Annotated in this window: 14 protein-coding genes and 1 riboswitch; of the genes, 10 read left to right on the top strand and 4 right to left on the bottom strand. The window is 70.4% G+C overall.

Going from position 1 to position 16050, the window contains the following annotated elements; all coding sequences use genetic code 11:
* Positions 1–20: 20 nt before the first annotated feature.
* From OG332_RS30975 to gcvT, 4 genes are all read right to left on the bottom strand, one after another.
* Positions 21–1403, bottom strand: coding sequence for an L-serine ammonia-lyase (locus OG332_RS30975; RefSeq protein WP_327416547.1), 1383 nt, complete (start codon positions 1401–1403; stop codon positions 21–23).
* Positions 1404–1784: 381 nt separating this feature from the next.
* Positions 1785–3041 (bottom strand): serine hydroxymethyltransferase, encoded by a 1257-nt coding sequence (gene glyA, locus OG332_RS30980; RefSeq protein ID WP_327416548.1) that lies wholly within the window; start codon positions 3039–3041, stop codon positions 1785–1787.
* Positions 3042–3056: 15 nt separating this feature from the next.
* Positions 3057–3437 carry a glycine cleavage system protein GcvH gene (gene gcvH, locus OG332_RS30985; protein ID WP_327416549.1) on the bottom strand — a complete coding sequence of 127 codons (381 nt, stop codon included), beginning with the start codon at positions 3435–3437 and terminating at the stop codon, positions 3057–3059.
* A gap of 111 nt (positions 3438–3548) precedes the next feature.
* Positions 3549–4664, bottom strand: a complete 1116-nt coding sequence (gcvT, locus tag OG332_RS30990) for a glycine cleavage system aminomethyltransferase GcvT (RefSeq protein WP_327416550.1) — start codon at positions 4662–4664, stop codon at positions 3549–3551.
* Positions 4665–4804: 140 nt separating this feature from the next.
* A riboswitch (glycine riboswitch) is annotated at positions 4805–4908 on the bottom strand.
* Between the two features lie 206 nt (positions 4909–5114).
* Here gcvT and OG332_RS30995 point away from each other — a divergent pair.
* From OG332_RS30995 to OG332_RS31040, 10 genes are all read left to right on the top strand, one after another.
* Positions 5115–5783, top strand: a complete 669-nt coding sequence (locus OG332_RS30995) for an AAA family ATPase (RefSeq protein WP_442816236.1) — start codon at positions 5115–5117, stop codon at positions 5781–5783.
* A gap of 149 nt (positions 5784–5932) precedes the next feature.
* On the top strand, positions 5933–6667 hold the full coding sequence (locus OG332_RS31000) for an enhanced serine sensitivity protein SseB (RefSeq protein ID WP_327416551.1): 735 nt from the start codon (positions 5933–5935) through the stop codon (positions 6665–6667).
* A gap of 56 nt (positions 6668–6723) precedes the next feature.
* Positions 6724–7464, top strand: coding sequence for an enhanced serine sensitivity protein SseB C-terminal domain-containing protein (locus tag OG332_RS31005; RefSeq protein ID WP_030386846.1), 741 nt, complete (start codon positions 6724–6726; stop codon positions 7462–7464).
* 440 nt (positions 7465–7904) lie between these two features.
* Complete coding sequence (locus tag OG332_RS31010; RefSeq protein WP_327416552.1) at positions 7905–8903, top strand: ABC transporter permease; 999 nt, start codon at positions 7905–7907, stop codon at positions 8901–8903.
* 77 nt (positions 8904–8980) lie between these two features.
* Positions 8981–10732, top strand: a complete 1752-nt coding sequence (locus OG332_RS31015) for an ABC transporter substrate-binding protein (protein ID WP_442816237.1) — start codon at positions 8981–8983, stop codon at positions 10730–10732.
* Positions 10733–10873: 141 nt separating this feature from the next.
* On the top strand, positions 10874–11881 hold the full coding sequence (locus OG332_RS31020) for an ABC transporter permease (protein WP_327416553.1): 1008 nt from the start codon (positions 10874–10876) through the stop codon (positions 11879–11881).
* On the top strand, positions 11878–13026 hold the full coding sequence (locus OG332_RS31025) for an ABC transporter ATP-binding protein (RefSeq protein ID WP_327416554.1): 1149 nt from the start codon (positions 11878–11880) through the stop codon (positions 13024–13026). The genes OG332_RS31020 and OG332_RS31025 overlap by 4 nt, the downstream gene beginning before the upstream one ends.
* Positions 13027–13034: 8 nt before the next feature.
* Positions 13035–14129, top strand: a complete 1095-nt coding sequence (locus OG332_RS31030) for an ABC transporter ATP-binding protein (protein WP_327419439.1) — start codon at positions 13035–13037, stop codon at positions 14127–14129.
* Between the two features lie 287 nt (positions 14130–14416).
* Complete coding sequence (locus OG332_RS31035; RefSeq protein WP_327416555.1) at positions 14417–15073, top strand: trimeric intracellular cation channel family protein; 657 nt, start codon at positions 14417–14419, stop codon at positions 15071–15073.
* Positions 15074–15120: 47 nt separating this feature from the next.
* Positions 15121–15975 (top strand): thioesterase family protein, encoded by an 855-nt coding sequence (locus OG332_RS31040; protein ID WP_327416556.1) that lies wholly within the window; start codon positions 15121–15123, stop codon positions 15973–15975.
* Positions 15976–16050: the final 75 nt, after the last annotated feature.

Raw genomic sequence — 16050 nt, forward strand, 5'->3', positions numbered from 1 at the left:
CTTCCGTCACCGGTCGGCGATCAGCACTCGATGACGTTGACCGCGAGGCCGCCGCGGGCCGTCTCCTTGTACTTCACCTTCATGTCCGCGCCGGTCTCCTTCATGGTCTTGATGACCTTGTCGAGGGAGACCTTGTGGGTGCCGTCGCCGCGCATCGCCATCCTGGCGGCGGTGACGGCCTTGACCGCGGCCATGCCGTTGCGCTCGATGCAGGGGATCTGCACCAGGCCGCCGACCGGGTCGCAGGTCAGACCCAGGTTGTGCTCCATGCCGATCTCGGCCGCGTTCTCGACCTGCTCCGGGGTGCCGCCGAGGACCTCGGCGAGCGCACCGGCCGCCATCGAGCAGGCGGAGCCCACCTCGCCCTGGCAGCCGACCTCGGCGCCGGAGATCGAGGCGTTCTCCTTGAAGAGCATGCCGATCGCGCCCGCCGCGAGGAGGAAGCGGACCACGCCGTCCTCGTCCGCGCCCGGAACGAAGTTCATGTAGTAGTGGAGCACCGCCGGGAGGACGCCCGCGGCGCCGTTGGTCGGGGCGGTCACGACCCGGCCGCCCGCCGCGTTCTCCTCGTTGACCGCCATCGCGTAGATCGTCGCCCACTCGCTGCGGTGCAGCATCGGGTCGCCCTCGGTGCGCAGCTGGCGTGCCGTGGAGGCGGCCCGGCGCTTGACCCGCAGGCCGCCGGGGAGGATGCCCTCGCGGGACATGCCGCGCGAGACGCAGGACTGCATGACGCGCCAGATCTCCAGGAGGCCCTCGCGGATCTCCTCCTCCGTGCGCCAGGCCTTCTCGTTCTCCAGCATCAGCGAGGAGATCGACAGGCCGGTCTCGTTCGCGAGGCGCAGCATCTCGTCGCCGGAGCGGAAGGGGTACTTCAGCACCGTGTCGTCGAGCTTGATCCGGTCCTCGCCGACCGCGTCCTCGTCCACGACGAAGCCGCCGCCGACCGAGTAGTAGGTCTTCTCCAGCAGCGGGGTGCCGGCGCTGTCGTACGCGAAGAGCGTCATGCCGTTCGCGTGGTACGGCAGGGACCGCCGGCGGTGGAGGATCAGCTGGTTCGGCTCGTCGAAGGCGATCTCGTGGGCATCGCCTATCTCCGCGCCCAGCAGCCGCAGCCGGCCGCTCTTGCGGATGCGCTCCACCTCGTCGTCCGCCGTCTCGACGTTCACGGTGCGCGGAGAGTGGCCCTCCAGGCCGAGCAGCACCGCCTTGGGGGTGCCGTGTCCGTGGCCGGTCGCGCCGAGGGAGCCGAAGAGCTCGGCCCGCACGGCGGTGGTCTGGGCCAGCACGCCGTCCTTCTTCAGCCGCGTGACGAACATCCGCGCGGCGCGCATCGGACCGACCGTGTGGGAGGAGGAGGGACCGATGCCGATGGAGAAGAGATCGAAGACGGAGATGGCCACGGTGGCGGACTCCCTTGTCTGCTCGTGGGGTGGGAGGGGGCAGGAGAGGTGGATTGATCGGATTTTGTCCGACAGTCGAGCTTAACGCGATGAGGTGAACGGCTCGGCTGTCGGACGAGGTGGGAAGGATTACGTGGACAGGTCGGGCGGGTGCCGTCTCGCGCTCCGGAGCCGCCTCGTCGTCCCGCACGGCCGTGGCCGCGCCGACACTCGTCGCCGGGTGGCGGAAGAAGGGGTGGAGGGAGCCCTGCGCCGTGCGGGGGCTAGGGGCCGGGGCAGGTGCGGAGGGTGGGGGCGGGGGGTGCGCCCGCCCGGTACTCCTTGGTCATGAGAAGGGCCCGGCCCTGTCCGCGAACAAGACCGGGCCCTTCATGCCGTCGCTTAGAGCGACGGGTACAGCGGGAACTTCGCGGCGAGCGCGGAGACGCGCGCCTTGAGGGACTCGGCGTCGTACGCCGGCTTCAGCGCCTGCGCGATGATCTCGGCGACCTCGGTGAAGGCCTCGGCGTCGAAACCGCGGGTGGCGAGGGCCGGCGTACCGATCCGCAGACCCGAGGTGACCATCGGGGGCCGCGGGTCGTTCGGGATGGCGTTGCGGTTGACCGTGATGCCGACCTCGTGGAGGCGGTCCTCGGCCTGCTGGCCGTCCAGCTCGGAGTTGCGCAGGTCGACCAGGACCAGGTGCACGTCGGTGCCGCCGGTGAGGACGTCCACGCCCACGGCCTTGACGTCGTCCTGGACCAGGCGGGCGGCGAGGATCTTGGCGCCCTCCAGGGTGCGCTCCTGGCGCTCCTTGAACTCGGGCGAGGCCGCGACCAGGAAGGAGACGGCCTTGGCCGCGATCACGTGCTCCAGCGGGCCGCCCTGCTGACCCGGGAAGACCGCGGAGTTGATCTTCTTGGCCAGCTCCTGCGTCGACAGGATGACACCGCCGCGCGGACCGCCGAGGGTCTTGTGCGTGGTGGTCGTGACGACGTGGGCGTGCGGCACCGGGTTCGGGTGCAGACCCGCGGCGACCAGGCCGGCGAAGTGCGCCATGTCGACCATCAGGTACGCGCCGACCTCGTCCGCGATCCGGCGGAAGGCGGCGAAGTCCAGCTGGCGCGGGTACGCGGACCAGCCGGCGACGATCAGCTGCGGCTTGGACTCCTTGGCGAGGCGCTCGACCTCGGCCATGTCCACCTCGCCGGTCTCGTCGACGTGGTACGGGACCACGTTGTAGAGCTTGCCGGAGAAGTTGATCTTCATGCCGTGGGTCAGGTGACCGCCGTGGGCCAGGTTGAGGCCCATGATCGTGTCGCCCGGCTTCAGCAGCGCGAACATCGCGGCGGCGTTCGCCTGCGCACCCGAGTGCGGCTGGACGTTCGCGTGCTCGGCGCCGAACAGCGCCTTGATGCGGTCGATCGCGATCTGCTCGACGACGTCGACGTGCTCGCAGCCGCCGTAGTAACGGCGGCCCGGGTAGCCCTCGGCGTACTTGTTGGTCAGGACCGAACCCTGGGCCTCCATGACGGCGACCGGAGCGAAGTTCTCCGACGCGATCATTTCCAGGGTGGACTGCTGGCGCACGAGCTCGGCGTCGACGGCGGCGGCGACGTCCGGGTCGAGCTCGTGGAGAGGGGTGTTCAGTACAGACATCAGGGTCCCCTGGGGTCAGTTACCGGCGGTGAGCTTGGTGTACTCCTCGAAGGACAGGGCGTCCTTCGGCTCCTCCGAGAGGCGCACCTTGAACAGCCAGCCGCCCTCGAACGGGGCCGTGTTCACGAGCGCCGGGTCGTCCACGACGTCCTGGTTGGCCTCGACGATCTCGCCGGAGACGGGGGAGTACAGGTCGCTGACCGACTTCGTCGACTCCAGCTCGCCACAGGTCTCGCCCTCGGTCACGGTGTCGCCGACCTCGGGGAGCTGGGCGTAGACGACGTCACCGAGCGCGTTGGCCGCGAACTCCGTGATGCCGACCGTCGCGACGCCGTCCACGGCGTCCGACAGCCACTCGTGCTCCTTGGTGTAACGCAGCTTCTCGGGGTTGCTCATGACCTGATTCTCCTGGATGCGGGGGAGTGGATACGAACGGTGGTCTCGGGTACTGAGACGCTGCCGTACGGGGTTCCGTACGGCTCGTGCACGGCTCGGCCGTGTGCGGAACTACTTCTGCCGCTTGTAGAACGGCAGCGCCACGACCTCGTACGGCTCATGCGTACCGCGAATGTCGACGCCGACGCCGGAGGTGCCGGGCGCGGCGTGCGCCGCGTCCACGTACGCCATCGCGATCGGCTTGCCCAGCGTCGGGGACGGGGCGCCCGAGGTGATCTCGCCGATGACCTGACCGTCGGCGACGACCGGGAAACCGGCGCGCGGGACGCGGCGGCCCTCGGCGATCAGGCCGACCAGCTTGCGCGGCGGGTTGGTGGCGGCGCGCTCGGCGGCGACCTCCAGCGCGGCGCGACCGACGAAGTCCCCCTCCTTCTCGAACTTCACGACCCGGCCCAGCCCCGCGTCGAAGGGGGTCAGGGAGGTGGTCAGCTCGTGCCCGTACAGCGGCATGCCCGCTTCCAGGCGCAGGGTGTCGCGGCAGGACAGGCCGGCCGGCACCAGGCCGACGCCCTCGCCCGCCTTGGTCAGCGCCTGCCACAGCTCCACGGCGTGCTCGGGGGCGACGAACAGCTCGAAGCCGTCCTCGCCCGTGTAGCCCGTACGCGCGATCAGCGCGGGCACGCCCGCGACGGTGCCCGGCAGACCGGCGTAGTACTTGAGGCCGTCCAGATCGGCGTCCGTCAGGGACTTCAGGATGCCGGGGGACTCCGGGCCCTGCACCGCGAGCAGCGCGTACGCGTCGCGGTCGTCGCGGACCTCGGTGTCGAAGCCGGCGGCGCGCTCGGTCAGGGCGTCGAGGACGACCTGGGCGTTGGAGGCGTTGGCGACGACCATGAACTCGGTCTCGCCGAGGCGGTAGACGATCAGGTCGTCGACGATCCCGCCGTCTTCCTGGCAGATGTGCGTGTAGCGGGCGCGGCCGACGCCGACGGTGGAGATGTTGCCGACCAGCGCGTAGTCGAGGGCCTTGACGGCCTCCGGGCCGGTCAGCGTGATCTCGCCCATGTGCGACAGGTCGAACAGACCGGCCTTGGTGCGCACGGCGTTGTGCTCGTCGCGCTCGCTGGCGTACCGCAGCGGCATGTCCCAGCCCGCGAAGTCGGTCATGGTCGCACCGAGCGAGCGGTGCAGCGCATCGAGGGCGGTCAGACGGGGGGCAGTGCTCATGGGTGTGGCTCCCGAGTCCCAGGGCATGACATGACGAGGAGGGTCCTCCCCATCTGTCATCGGAACCTGAGAGGTTCGCCGAGAGTTCCTCGGCTTGCACCTTGGGTGGAGCTGTCGAGCAGCTCGCTTTTCAGATCTGCCTCATCCACGCGGTACGGGGCCTGAGAGATTCAAGGGAGGATCTTGCTCCTTCGGCGCCCGCGCACGGCCTTGCGGCGTGCCGGGACTCTCCCGCGCGGATTCAAGCGGCCGGTATGCAGTTGGTCCAGATGGCGCACATCATTGCACGCCATGCCCGTGATCGGGCGGAGGGGTCCGAAAGTTCGTACGGTGCCCCGAGCGGGCGGACCGGAACCGGGGCTGCCGGATTACCGTCTCTTTACACTCAGTGGGCAAGGGTCCTGGTGGCCCGATTCGGGGGAGGCGAACACTGTGCGGAGATTCGGAGTGGTGACGACGACGGGAACCGTGGACGCGGTGCCGGCGCAGCGCGGCACGCACGGACGGGACCACGGGCGCAAGCGTGCGGCGGACCCCGGCATCCGCCCCGTACGCGACCTGCGCGGCCCCGCGGTGCACGGCCCGCAGCGGCTCGCGTTCGCGGACGGGGACATCGTCGTCGTGTCCGGCCTGCCCGGCGGCGGCAAGAGCACGCTGATCAAGCGGGCGGCGGCCGAGGGCGGCGCCGTCGACTCCCAGGACGCCCGTGAGCGCTGGGAGCGGCGGATGCCGGCGGCGCTGCCGTACGCGGTGTACCGCCCGCTGGTGCGCGCCGCGCACTACTGGGGGCTGTGGCGGCTCCTGCGCTCCGGAGCCTCCGTGGTCGTCCACGACTGCGGTACGCAGAGCTGGGTGCGCGGCCTGCTCGCGGTGGCCGCGCGGCGCCGGGGGCGGGCGCTGCACCTGCTCCTCCTCGACAGCAGCCCCGCGGAGGCCCTCTCCGGCCAGGCCGCGCGGGGGCGACGGGTGTCCGCCTACGCCTTCGCCCGCCACCGCGGCGCGGTGGGCCGCCTGCTGCGCGAAGCCGAGGCGGGCCGCCCCCCGGCAGGCTGCGCCTCGGTGACCCTCCTGGACCGGGCCTCCGCCGCGACGGTGACCCGCATCGCCTTCCGCGCCTGACCGCCGGTTCCACGCCTGACCGCCGGGCGCGCGCCGCCGCTGCCGGGCTCTGCCCCCGGGACCCGGGGCGGAGCCCCGGCGACGGTGCGGCACACGGGGCCGGTACCCTGCGGGGCGACACGCGCGGGATCAGGCAAAGGCAGGGGCACATGCAGGGCAGCGGCTGGCCGGGGAATGAGCTGGAGCAGGTGCTCGGGGCGGCGCTCGGGCACCCGGACGCAGGCGGGCGGATCCTGGAAGTGCTCGGGCGCAGCCAGGTGTGGGTCCCCCTGCCCGGCGGCGGTGGCCCGGACTCGGCCGATCTCACCCTGCCCACGATGGACATCGGCGGGGCGGCGTACGTCCCCGTCTACACCTCCGAGGCCCAGTTCCTCGCCTGCGTCGGCCCCGGCATGGGCTTCGCCGTGGCCCCGGCCGTGGAGTTCGCCCGCGGCCTGCCCCCGCAGCTCGGCATCGCGCTCAATCCCGACGGCGCCGTCGGCGTCCCGCTGCCCCCGCCCGCCGTCGCGGAGCTCTGCCGCACCGGCCGGACCCCGCTCGACGGCCCCTCCACCGGCGGCCGAGTCCGGCTCTACGAGCCCGACTGGCAGGAAGACCCGGTGGACTTCCTGGCCGCCGCCACCGAGGAGTTCCGGGCCACCGGCGTGGTCGCGGCCGCGCACCGCTGCCTCGCCAGCATCGAGGGCGGGGCGCCGGAGCTGTTCATCGGTGTCCGCCTGGTGGGATGGGAACCCGAGATGCGCGAGGCCCCGATGGAGGCCCTCGGGCGGGCCCTGACCCGCGTCCCGCCGCCGTGGCCGGTGCAGTTGATCCTCCTGGACGCCGCCCAGGACCCGGTCACGGACTGGATTCGTGAGCGCGTACGCCCCTTCCACGTCCCGTAGGGCCGCTTAAGCTGAGGGGCACGCGTGGACGACAGGCGGACGAAGAGGGGTACCGGGTGAGTGCGTCAGGCACGGCCGCGGCCGGGCAGGTCGAGCACATGATGCGCCAGGTGACTCCCGGGCGCTATGAGAGCTACGAGTCACTTCTGCATGCCCTGTCCGAGGGCCGGCTCTGGATGCTGCTGTGGCAGGGGCAGCCGGGCTCCCCGGACGCCCAGTACGGCGGCATGGAGGTCGAGAGCCTCGGGTACGCGCCCTGCGTCACCTCCCCGCAGGAGCTGGCCGCCAGCGGCTGGAACCGGGGCTACGAGGTGGTCACCGGGCGGGACATCGCCCGCGCGCTCTACCCGGACCGCTGGGGCCTGTGGCTCAACCCGCACGCCCAGGGCGGCGGCCTCGGCGTGCCCTGGGCCGACCTGCGCCGGATCGCCACCGGCCTGGACCGGATGCCGGCCGGCCCGCTGCGGCTGTCCGAGCCCGCCATCGAGCTCCCGCAGTTCTACGGGCTGCTGACCCAGCACGCGCACCGCACGCCCGCCGTCCGCTCGCTGCGCCGCGCCTGGGTGCAGCCCGCGCTCGGGTCCCCGTACCTCGCGGTCGGGCTCGACCTGTACGACGCCTCCGCGCCCGCGCTGGAATCCGTACGGGAGATGATGCGGCAGTCCGTCGGGGTGGTCCCCGAGGGCGTCCCGGTGTGCACGGTCGCGCTGGCGGACGAGCACGACCCGGTGGCGATGTGGCTGCGCGCGCAGACCCGCCCCTTCTACGACCGCGAGGGCCAGGCGCCGGCGTACTGATTCCCCCACGCATCCACATATCGAGACATTCATCTCGAAGGCCGCACCGGACCCATCGGTGCGGCCTTCGGCATATCCGCTGAATAGACCCAAGATCCATGCACGAAAAGGCAGTTGGGACGGATGTCCGTTCCGCGCCGAACGTGAGCTCTTGAACCGCTGAGACGGGTGCGCCGTTCGGATAACGGAAGTCGACTCGTCACATCACGGTTGCGCATCACATCCCCGTCGGGTCTGGCGGGTGATCGAGCGACCGTTGAAGACTCCCCCCACTGAGAGGGCCCAACCAGTGGGCGCCCACTCTTCATCCGCATTTCGCGAGCAGTTCCGTAGCGACGAACCGCCGGCAACCAGCGACAACCGCGCCACGAAGTGAACCAAGCCGTCACAGCGGCTGGCAGGGGCCGGCCACCAGCCGGCCGAGAGGGGTCCCCACCACGATGACGGCACCTACCGAGACCAGCGGGCCCGCGCGGCCCCAGCCCGGCGCCAGCCCGGACGGGTCGAAGCAAGGGGCGATTGAGGGCCGCTCGCTCGGCCGGATCGCATGGACCCGCCTCAAGCGGGACCGGGTCGCGATGGCCGGCGGGATCGTCGTCCTCTTCCTGGTCGTGCTGGCCGTTCTCTCGCAGCCGATCCAGGCGATCTTCGGCCTCGATCCCGACGCCCTGCACCAGGACCTGATCGACCCGTCGCTCGCGACCCCCATCGGGTCCTTCGGCGGCATCAGCTGGTCCCACCCGCTGGGCGTGGAGCCGAAGTTCGGCCGCGACATCGCCACCCGCATCCTGGAGGGCTCCTGGGTGTCGCTGCTCGTGGCCTTCGGTTCGACGCTGCTGTCCGTGGTCATCGGCTCGGTGCTGGGCGTCGTCGCCGGCTACTACGGCGGCTGGGCCGACACCGTCATCAGCCGGATGATGGACACCTTCCTCGCCTTCCCGCTGCTGCTGTTCGCGATCTCCATCTCGGCGGCGCTGCAGGGCGGGGCGTTCGGACTGGAGGGGCTGCCGCTCCACATCAGCGTGCTGGTGTTCGTGATCGGCTTCTTCGGCTGGCCCTACATCGGGCGCATCGTGCGCGGGCAGACGCTGTCGCTGCGCGAACGGGAGTTCGTCGACGCGGCACGCTCCCTGGGCGCGCGGGGCCCGTTCATCGTCTTCAAGGAACTGCTCCCGAACCTGGTGGCGCCGATCCTCGTCTACGCGACCCTGCTCATCCCCACCAACATCCTTTTCGAGGCGTCCCTGAGCTTCCTGGGCGTCGGTATCCAGCCCCCGCAGGCTTCCTGGGGCGGAATGCTGAGCGAGGCCGTCAGGTACTACAAGGTCGACCCGATGTACATGGTCGTGCCGGGCCTGGCGATCTTCATCACCGTGCTCGCCTTCAACCTGCTCGGCGACGGTCTGCGGGACGCCCTGGACCCCAAGAGCCGCCGCTGAACCGTTTCCTCGGGCGCGGCCGGGCCACCGCCCACCCCATCACCACTCCACTCTGAATCAGGGGGCTTAACTCCACCATGAAAAGCAGGTCGAGATCAGCTGCGGTGCTCGTGGCCGCCATCAGCATCGCCATGGGCGCCTCCGCGTGCAGCGGCGGGGACAAGACGGGCGAGTCCGACGGCAAGGGTTCCGCCGCCAACGCAGCCGTCACGGGTGTCGTCAACGCCTCGGACAAGAAGGGCGGGACGCTCGTCTACGAGGCGTCCGACACGCCCGACTCGTTCGACCCGGGCAACACGTACTACGGCTTCGTCTTCAACTTCAGCCGCCTGTACGCGCGTCCGCTGACCACCTTCGCGCCCGCTCCGGGCGCCGAGGGCAACAAGGTCGTGCCGGACCTCGCCGAGTCCCTGGGCGTCCCGAGCGACGGCGGCGCCACCTGGACGTACAAGCTCCGCAAGGGCGTGAAGTACAGCGACGGCACCGAGGTCACCTCGAAGGACGTCAAGTACGGCGTCGAGCGGAGCAACTTCGCCCGTGACGTCCACTCCAACGGCCCGAGCTACCTGGCCCAGTACCTCAAGGACAACGAGCCGAAGTACGAAGGCCCGTACAAGGACAAGAGCGACGAGGGTCTGAAGTCCATCGAGACCCCGGACGACCACACCATCGTCTTCAAGCTCAAGCAGCCCTTCGCGGAGTTCGACTACCTGCTCGCCAACCCGCAGTCGGCCCCGGTGCCGAAGGCGAAGGACGACGGCGCGGACTACGTCAAGCACATCATGTCCTCCGGCTCGTACATGTTCGAGAGCTACGAGCAGGACAAGCAGGCCGTCCTGGTCCGCAACCCCAACTGGGACGCCGGCAACGACCCGCTCCGCAAGCAGCTGCCGGACAAGATCGTCGTCAAGCTGAAGGTCAACCAGGAGACGATCGACTCCAACCTGAAGGCCGGCAACTCCCACATCGACATCGTGGGCAACGGCGTCGCCCAGCAGACCCAGTCGGAGCTGCTGAGCTCGAAGGACCCGAACACCGACAACGCGCAGGGCGGTCGCCTGGTCTACATGGCGATCAACACCAAGGTGGCGCCCTTCGACAAGGTCGAGTGCCGCAAGGCCGTCCAGTACGCGGTGGACAAGGTCTCGGTGCAGACCGCGTTCGGCGGACCGGTCCGCGGCGCCGTCGCCAGCACGGTGCTGCCGACGGACATCCCGGGCCACGTCGACTTCGACACCTACAAGACCCCGGACAACAAGGGTGACGAGGCCAAGTCCAAGGAACTGCTGACCGCCTGCGGCCAGCCGAACGGCTTCGAGACCACCATCACGGCCCGCAACGACCGTGCCGGTGAGGTCGACATGGCCACCGCGATCCAGGCCTCGCTGAAGAAGGTCGGGATCACCGTCAAGATCCAGCAGTACCCGGCCGGCAAGTACTTCAGTGACTACGCGGGTGTCCCGAAGTTCACCGAGGACAACAAGATCGGCCTCATGATGATGCAGTGGGGCGCCGACTGGCCGACCGGCTTCGGTTTCCTCCAGCAGGTGGTCCACGGTGGTGCGATCGGCAAGACCGGTAACACCAACCTGTCGCAGCTGAACAGCCCCGAGATCAACGGGATGCTCGACGCCAACATCGCCAACACCGACCCCGCCGCCCGCGAGAAGGTCTACGGCGACATCGACAAGAAGGTCATGGATGAGGCGGTCATCGTGCCGCTTACCTACTTCAAGGTGCTGCACTACCGCTCGCCGAAGATCACCAACGCGGTGTCGAACCCGGCCTGGAGCGGCCAGTACGACTACCTCAACGTCGGCCTGAAGTAAGTCCGAACCCAGTAAGGCCCGACCTTTCAGCCCGATCTGCCAGAACCGTGGAAGGCAGGTGAAGGCAGCAGTGCACGCCGGCTCGTGCGGCTCCCCCGACCGGGGAGCCGTACGGGCCGGCGGACGCCGAAGCCGACCCTCGTGTTTGTGTACATCGTCCGGCGGATGATCGCCGCGGTGGCCCTGCTGCTCGTCGTCAGCGCGATCACCTTTGCGATTTTCTTCCTGCTGCCCAGGCTGGCCGGCGGAACCGTCGACTCGCTTGCCACCCAGTACGTGGGCAAGAACCCCTCACCGGAGTCGATCGCCGCGGTCAAGCAGAACCTCGGCCTCGACCAGCCCCTGCACCAGCAGTTCTGGGAGTTCCTGAAGGGGATATTCGTCGGCCGCGAGTTCAACTTCGGCCCGCAGCCCTCACAGTGCCACGCCCCCTGCCTCGGCTACTCCTTCAAGGACCACGTCGAGGTCTGGCCCCAGATGCTGGAACGCCTGCCGATCACGGCCTCCCTCGCCTTCGGCGCGGCCGTCGTCTGGCTGGTCACCGGCGTGACCACCGGCGTCATCTCCGCCCTGCGGCCGGGATCGCTCTTCGACCGCGTGGCCATGGGCGTGGCGCTGGCCGGCGTCTCGCTGCCCATGTTCTTCACCGGCGTCCTGTCGCTGGCGCTGTTCGTCTTCAACTGGCCGATCTTCACCAACGTGTACGTCGACTTCTCCGACGACCCGGCCGGCTGGTTCCAGGCGCTCGTCCTGCCCTGGTGCACCCTCGCCTTCCTCTACTCGGCGCTCTACGCCCGCCTCACCCGGGCCGGAATGCTGGAGACGATGAACGAGGACTACATCCGGACGGCCCGCGCCAAGGGCCTGCGCGAGCGCGTGGTGGTGACCCGGCACGGACTGCGGTCCGCGCTGACGCCGATCATCACCATCTTCGGCATGGACTTCGGGCTCCTCCTCGGCGGCGCCATCGTCACCGAGACCGTCTTCTCGTACCACGGGGTCGGCGAGTACGCCTATCAGGCGATCGCGGTCAACGACCTTCCGAAGATCCTCGGCGTGACCCTGTTCGCCGCGTTCTTCATCGTGTTCTGCAACCTGGTGGTCGACCTCGTCTACGCCATCATCGACCCGAGGGTGAGGCTGTCGTGACCGACCCGACGAAGCCCGTCAGCGGTGCCGGTCAAGGCACCGAAACGAGCACCGAAGCCGGCACCGGAACGAACACCGGCACCGGCACCGCGACGGCCCCCGGCGCGCCCGGGACCTTCCTCGACGTCCGCGACCTGCGGGTCCACTTCCCCACGGACGACGGCCTGGTGAAATCGGTCGACGGACTCTCCTTCCAGCTGGAGAAGGGCAAGACCCTCGGCATCGTGGGCGAGTCGGGCTCCGGCAAGTCCGTCACCTCCCTGGCCCTCATGGGCCTGCACCGCGTCGGCAACGGCGGCCGCTCCAGCGCCTCCCTCTCGGGGGAGATCTGGCTCAACGGCAAGGAACTGCTCTCCGCCGACCCGGAGGAGGTGCGCCGGCTGCGCGGCCGGGAGATGGCGATGATCTTCCAGGATCCGCTCAGCGCGCTGCACCCCTACTACACCATCGGCTCCCAGATCGTGGAGGCCTACCGGGTCCACCACCAGGTGAGCAAGAAGGTCGCCCGCGCCCGGGCGGTCGAGATGCTGGACCGCGTCGGCATCCCCGAGCCCGGCAAGCGGGTGAACAGCTACCCGCACGAGTTCTCGGGCGGCATGCGGCAGCGCGCCATGATCGCGATGTCCCTGGTGAACAACCCCGAGCTGCTCATCGCGGACGAGCCGACGACCGCCCTCGACGTCACCGTCCAGGCGCAGATCCTCGACCTCATCCGGGACCTGCAGAAGGAGTTCGGCTCCGCGGTCATCATGATCACCCACGACCTCGGCGTGGTGGCCGAGATGGCCGACGACATCCTCGTGATGTACGGCGGCCGGTGCGTGGAGCGCGGTTCCGCCGAGAAGGTCTTCTACGAGCCCCGGCACCCGTACACCTGGGGCCTGCTCGGCTCGATGCCCCGCATCGACCGCGACCAGACCGAGCGGCTCATCCCGGTCAAGGGCTCGCCGCCCAGCCTGATCAACATCCCCAGCGGCTGTGCCTTCAATCCGCGCTGCCCGTACGCCGACGTGCCCGAGGACGGGATCACCCGCACCCGGCGGCCCGAGCTGACGGAGGACGGGGACAAGCACTGGTCCGCCTGCCACATGTCGACGGAGCAGCGGACCCGGATCTGGACCGAAGAGATTGCGCCGAAGCTGTGACCGAGGACATGAAGAAGAAGGACGCCCCCGGTGTCCCCGCGCAGCGGGCGGAGCAGGACGGACCGCTGCTCAAGGTGTCCGGGCTCACCAAGCACTTCCCGATCCACAAGGGACTGCTGCGCCGCCAGGCCGGCGCGGTCCAGGCCGTCGACGGCCTCGACTTCGAGGTGCGGCGCGGTGAGACCCTCGGGGTCGTGGGCGAGTCCGGCTGCGGCAAGTCCACGATGGGCCGGCTGATCACCCGGCTGCTGGAACCCACGGGCGGGAGCATCGAGTTCGAGGGCCGGGACATCACCCACCTCGGGGCCTCGGCCATGCGGCCGCTGCGCCGGGACATCCAGATGATCTTCCAGGACCCGTACGGCTCGCTGAACCCGCGGCACACGGTCGGCACGATCGTCAGCACCCCCTTCAAGCTGCAGGGCGTGCAGCCGGAGGGCGGGCTCAAGGCGGAGGTCCAGCGGCTGCTGGCGCTGGTGGGCCTCAACCCGGAGCACTACAACCGCTACCCGCACGAGTTCTCCGGCGGCCAGCGCCAGCGCATCGGCATCGCCCGCGCCCTGGCCCTGAATCCGAAGCTGGTCGTCGCGGACGAGCCGGTCTCGGCGCTGGACGTGTCGATCCAGGCCCAGGTGGTCAACCTGCTGGACGACCTCCAGGAGGAGCTCGGCCTCACGTACGTGATCATCGCGCACGACCTGTCGGTCATCCGGCACGTGTCCGACCGCATCGCCGTGATGTACCTCGGCAAGCTCGTCGAACTGGCCGACCGGACCGCGCTCTACGAGAACCCGATGCACCCCTACACCAAGGCGCTGCTGTCGGCCGTACCGGTGCCGGACCCGCGCCGGCGGGGCGCGAAGAGCGGGCGCATCCTGCTCAAGGGCGACGTGCCCTCTCCGATCTCGCCGCCGAGCGGGTGCCGCTTCCACACGCGGTGCTGGAAGGCCACGCAGATCTGCACGACGCAGGAACCGCCGCTGCTGACGCTGAAGACGGGCCACCAGGTGGCCTGCCACCACCCGGAGAACGCCCCCGACCAGGCACCGGGTGACAAGCCCCTGCCCGGCGCGGCGGACGCGGTGGCGAAGGCGACGGAGTAGCCGGGCCGGTGGGGCCGGGTCCGCGGACCCGGCCCCACCGCACCATTCCGGGCCCCGCCGGCGTTTGAGGCGCGGGGTCTGGGGCGGGGCCCCAGGTCCTTGAGCCGCGCAGGCCGCGCTGCCCGCACCCGGCCCGGCCGCACCATTCCGGCCCCGCCGGCGTTTGAGGCGCGGGGGTCTGGGGCGGAGCGCCAGGTCCTTGAGCCGCACCGCCAGCGCGGCCCGCACCCCACCCCGTAACCCCGGCGGGAGCACAAGGGCGGGAGCCGAGGGGCGACAATGACCCCGTGCTCCACGATCTCTTCCCGCCCGGGGTCCAGCATGCGCTGGACCTCGCCGGCATCTTCGTCTTCGCCACCGCAGGCGCCCTGCTCGCCGTCCGCAAGAACTTCGACGTCTTCGGCATCGCCGTCCTCGCCCTGGTCACGGCCCTCGGCGGCGGTCTCTTCCGCGACCTCGTCATCGGCGCCGTCCCACCGGCCGCCTTCGGCGAGCTCAGCTTCTTCGTCACGCCGCTGATCGCCGCCGCGCTCGTCTTCTTCCTGCACCCCGAGGTCCAGCGGATCAACCGGGCCATCAACGTCTTCGACGCCGCCGGCCTCGCGCTGTTCTGCGTGACGGGCACGACCAAGGCCTACGAGTACGGCCTCGGCCTCACCGCGTCCGCCGCGCTCGGCCTCGCGACGGCCGTCGGCGGGGGCGTCCTGCGCGACGTACTCGTCAACGAGGTGCCCTCGCTGCTGCGCGACCGCGAGATGTACGCCGTGCCCGCGACCGTCGGCGCCGCGATGGTCGCCGTCTTCATCGCCCTGGACTCCCTCAACGCCGTCACCACCGGCCTGGCGATCGTCACCACGTTCGTCCTGCGGATCCTCGCCATGCGCTACCACTGGCGGGCCCCGCTGGCCTGGAACCGGCGCTCTTCGGTGGCCGAAGAGCCGTAACAGAAGAAAGCTACCGCTTAGTAATATCCCGGTGTACCGTCGTTTTCATGTCACACGCAGCTGCCAAGGCATCCATCGGCGACAGTGAGTTCGACCGCGACACCAGCATCACCGCACGCGCGGGCGAGCCCGGGGTGTACGACGCGGAGCTCTCCGCCGGGTGGACGATCATCGCCGCCGTCAACGGCGGCTACCTGCTGGCCCTGGTCGGCCGGGCCCTCTCCGCGGCCCTCCCGCACCCGGACCCCTTCACCGTCTCCGCGCACTACCTGACCTCCTCCGTGCCCGGCCCCGCCGTGATCCGCACGCAGGTGGTACGGGTCGGCCGCACCCTCTCCACCGGCCAGGCCTCGCTGTTCCAGTACGACGAGAGCGGCGCCGAGGTCGAGCGCATCCGCGTCCTCGCCTCCTACGGCGACCTCGCGGCCCTGCCGGACGACGTGCGCACGGTCGCCGAGCCGCCCGTCATGCCCGCCTACGAGGACTGCATCGGCCCCGAGGCCGGCCCGGCCCCGATCCCCGGCAGCTCCGCCATCGTGGACCGGCTCCGGCTCCGCCTGGACCCGGCGACCGCGGGATGGGCCGTCGGAGCCCCGTCGGGCAAGGGCGAGATGCGGTCCTGGTTCGAGCTGGCCGACGGCCGCGACGCCGACCCGCTGTCCATGCTGCTGGCGGTGGACGCGCTGCCGCCGACCGCCTTCGACCTCGGCCTGGTGGCCTGGACCCCGACGGTGGAACTCACCACCCACATCCGCCGCCGCCCGGCCCCCGGACCGCTCCGGGTCTCCATCACCACCCGCAACCTGGCCGGCGGCTTCCTGGAGGAGGACGCGGAGGTCTGGGACTCGACGGACCACCTGGTCGCCCAGTCCCGCCAACTGGCCCGCGCGCTCCGCTCCTAGACGCGCCCCTCGCACCGCTCGGCCCTGGCGGGCCTCCCGGGCTTCGGGGCGCTGCGCCGGACTCCGTCCGTCGTG

The sequence above is a fragment of the Streptomyces sp. NBC_01233 genome, assembly GCF_035989305.1.
GTDB lineage: Bacteria > Actinomycetota > Actinomycetes > Streptomycetales > Streptomycetaceae > Streptomyces.

Bases quoted from the DNA above. Each gene is read 5' to 3' on its own strand.
- glyA (WP_327416548.1), bottom strand. From the start codon at position 3,041: ATGTCTGTACTGAACACCCCTCTCCACGAGCTCGACCCGGACGTCGCC.
- gcvH (WP_327416549.1), bottom strand. From the start codon at position 3,437: ATGAGCAACCCCGAGAAGCTGCGTTACACCAAGGAGCACGAGTGGCTG.
- gcvT (WP_327416550.1), bottom strand. From the start codon at position 4,664: ATGAGCACTGCCCCCCGTCTGACCGCCCTCGATGCGCTGCACCGCTCG.
- OG332_RS31000 (WP_327416551.1), top strand. From the start codon at position 5,933: ATGCAGGGCAGCGGCTGGCCGGGGAATGAGCTGGAGCAGGTGCTCGGG.
- OG332_RS31010 (WP_327416552.1), top strand. From the start codon at position 7,905: ATGACGGCACCTACCGAGACCAGCGGGCCCGCGCGGCCCCAGCCCGGC.
- OG332_RS31015 (WP_442816237.1), top strand. From the start codon at position 8,981: ATGAAAAGCAGGTCGAGATCAGCTGCGGTGCTCGTGGCCGCCATCAGC.
- OG332_RS31030 (WP_327419439.1), top strand. From the start codon at position 13,035: ATGAAGAAGAAGGACGCCCCCGGTGTCCCCGCGCAGCGGGCGGAGCAG.
- OG332_RS31040 (WP_327416556.1), top strand. From the start codon at position 15,121: ATGTCACACGCAGCTGCCAAGGCATCCATCGGCGACAGTGAGTTCGAC.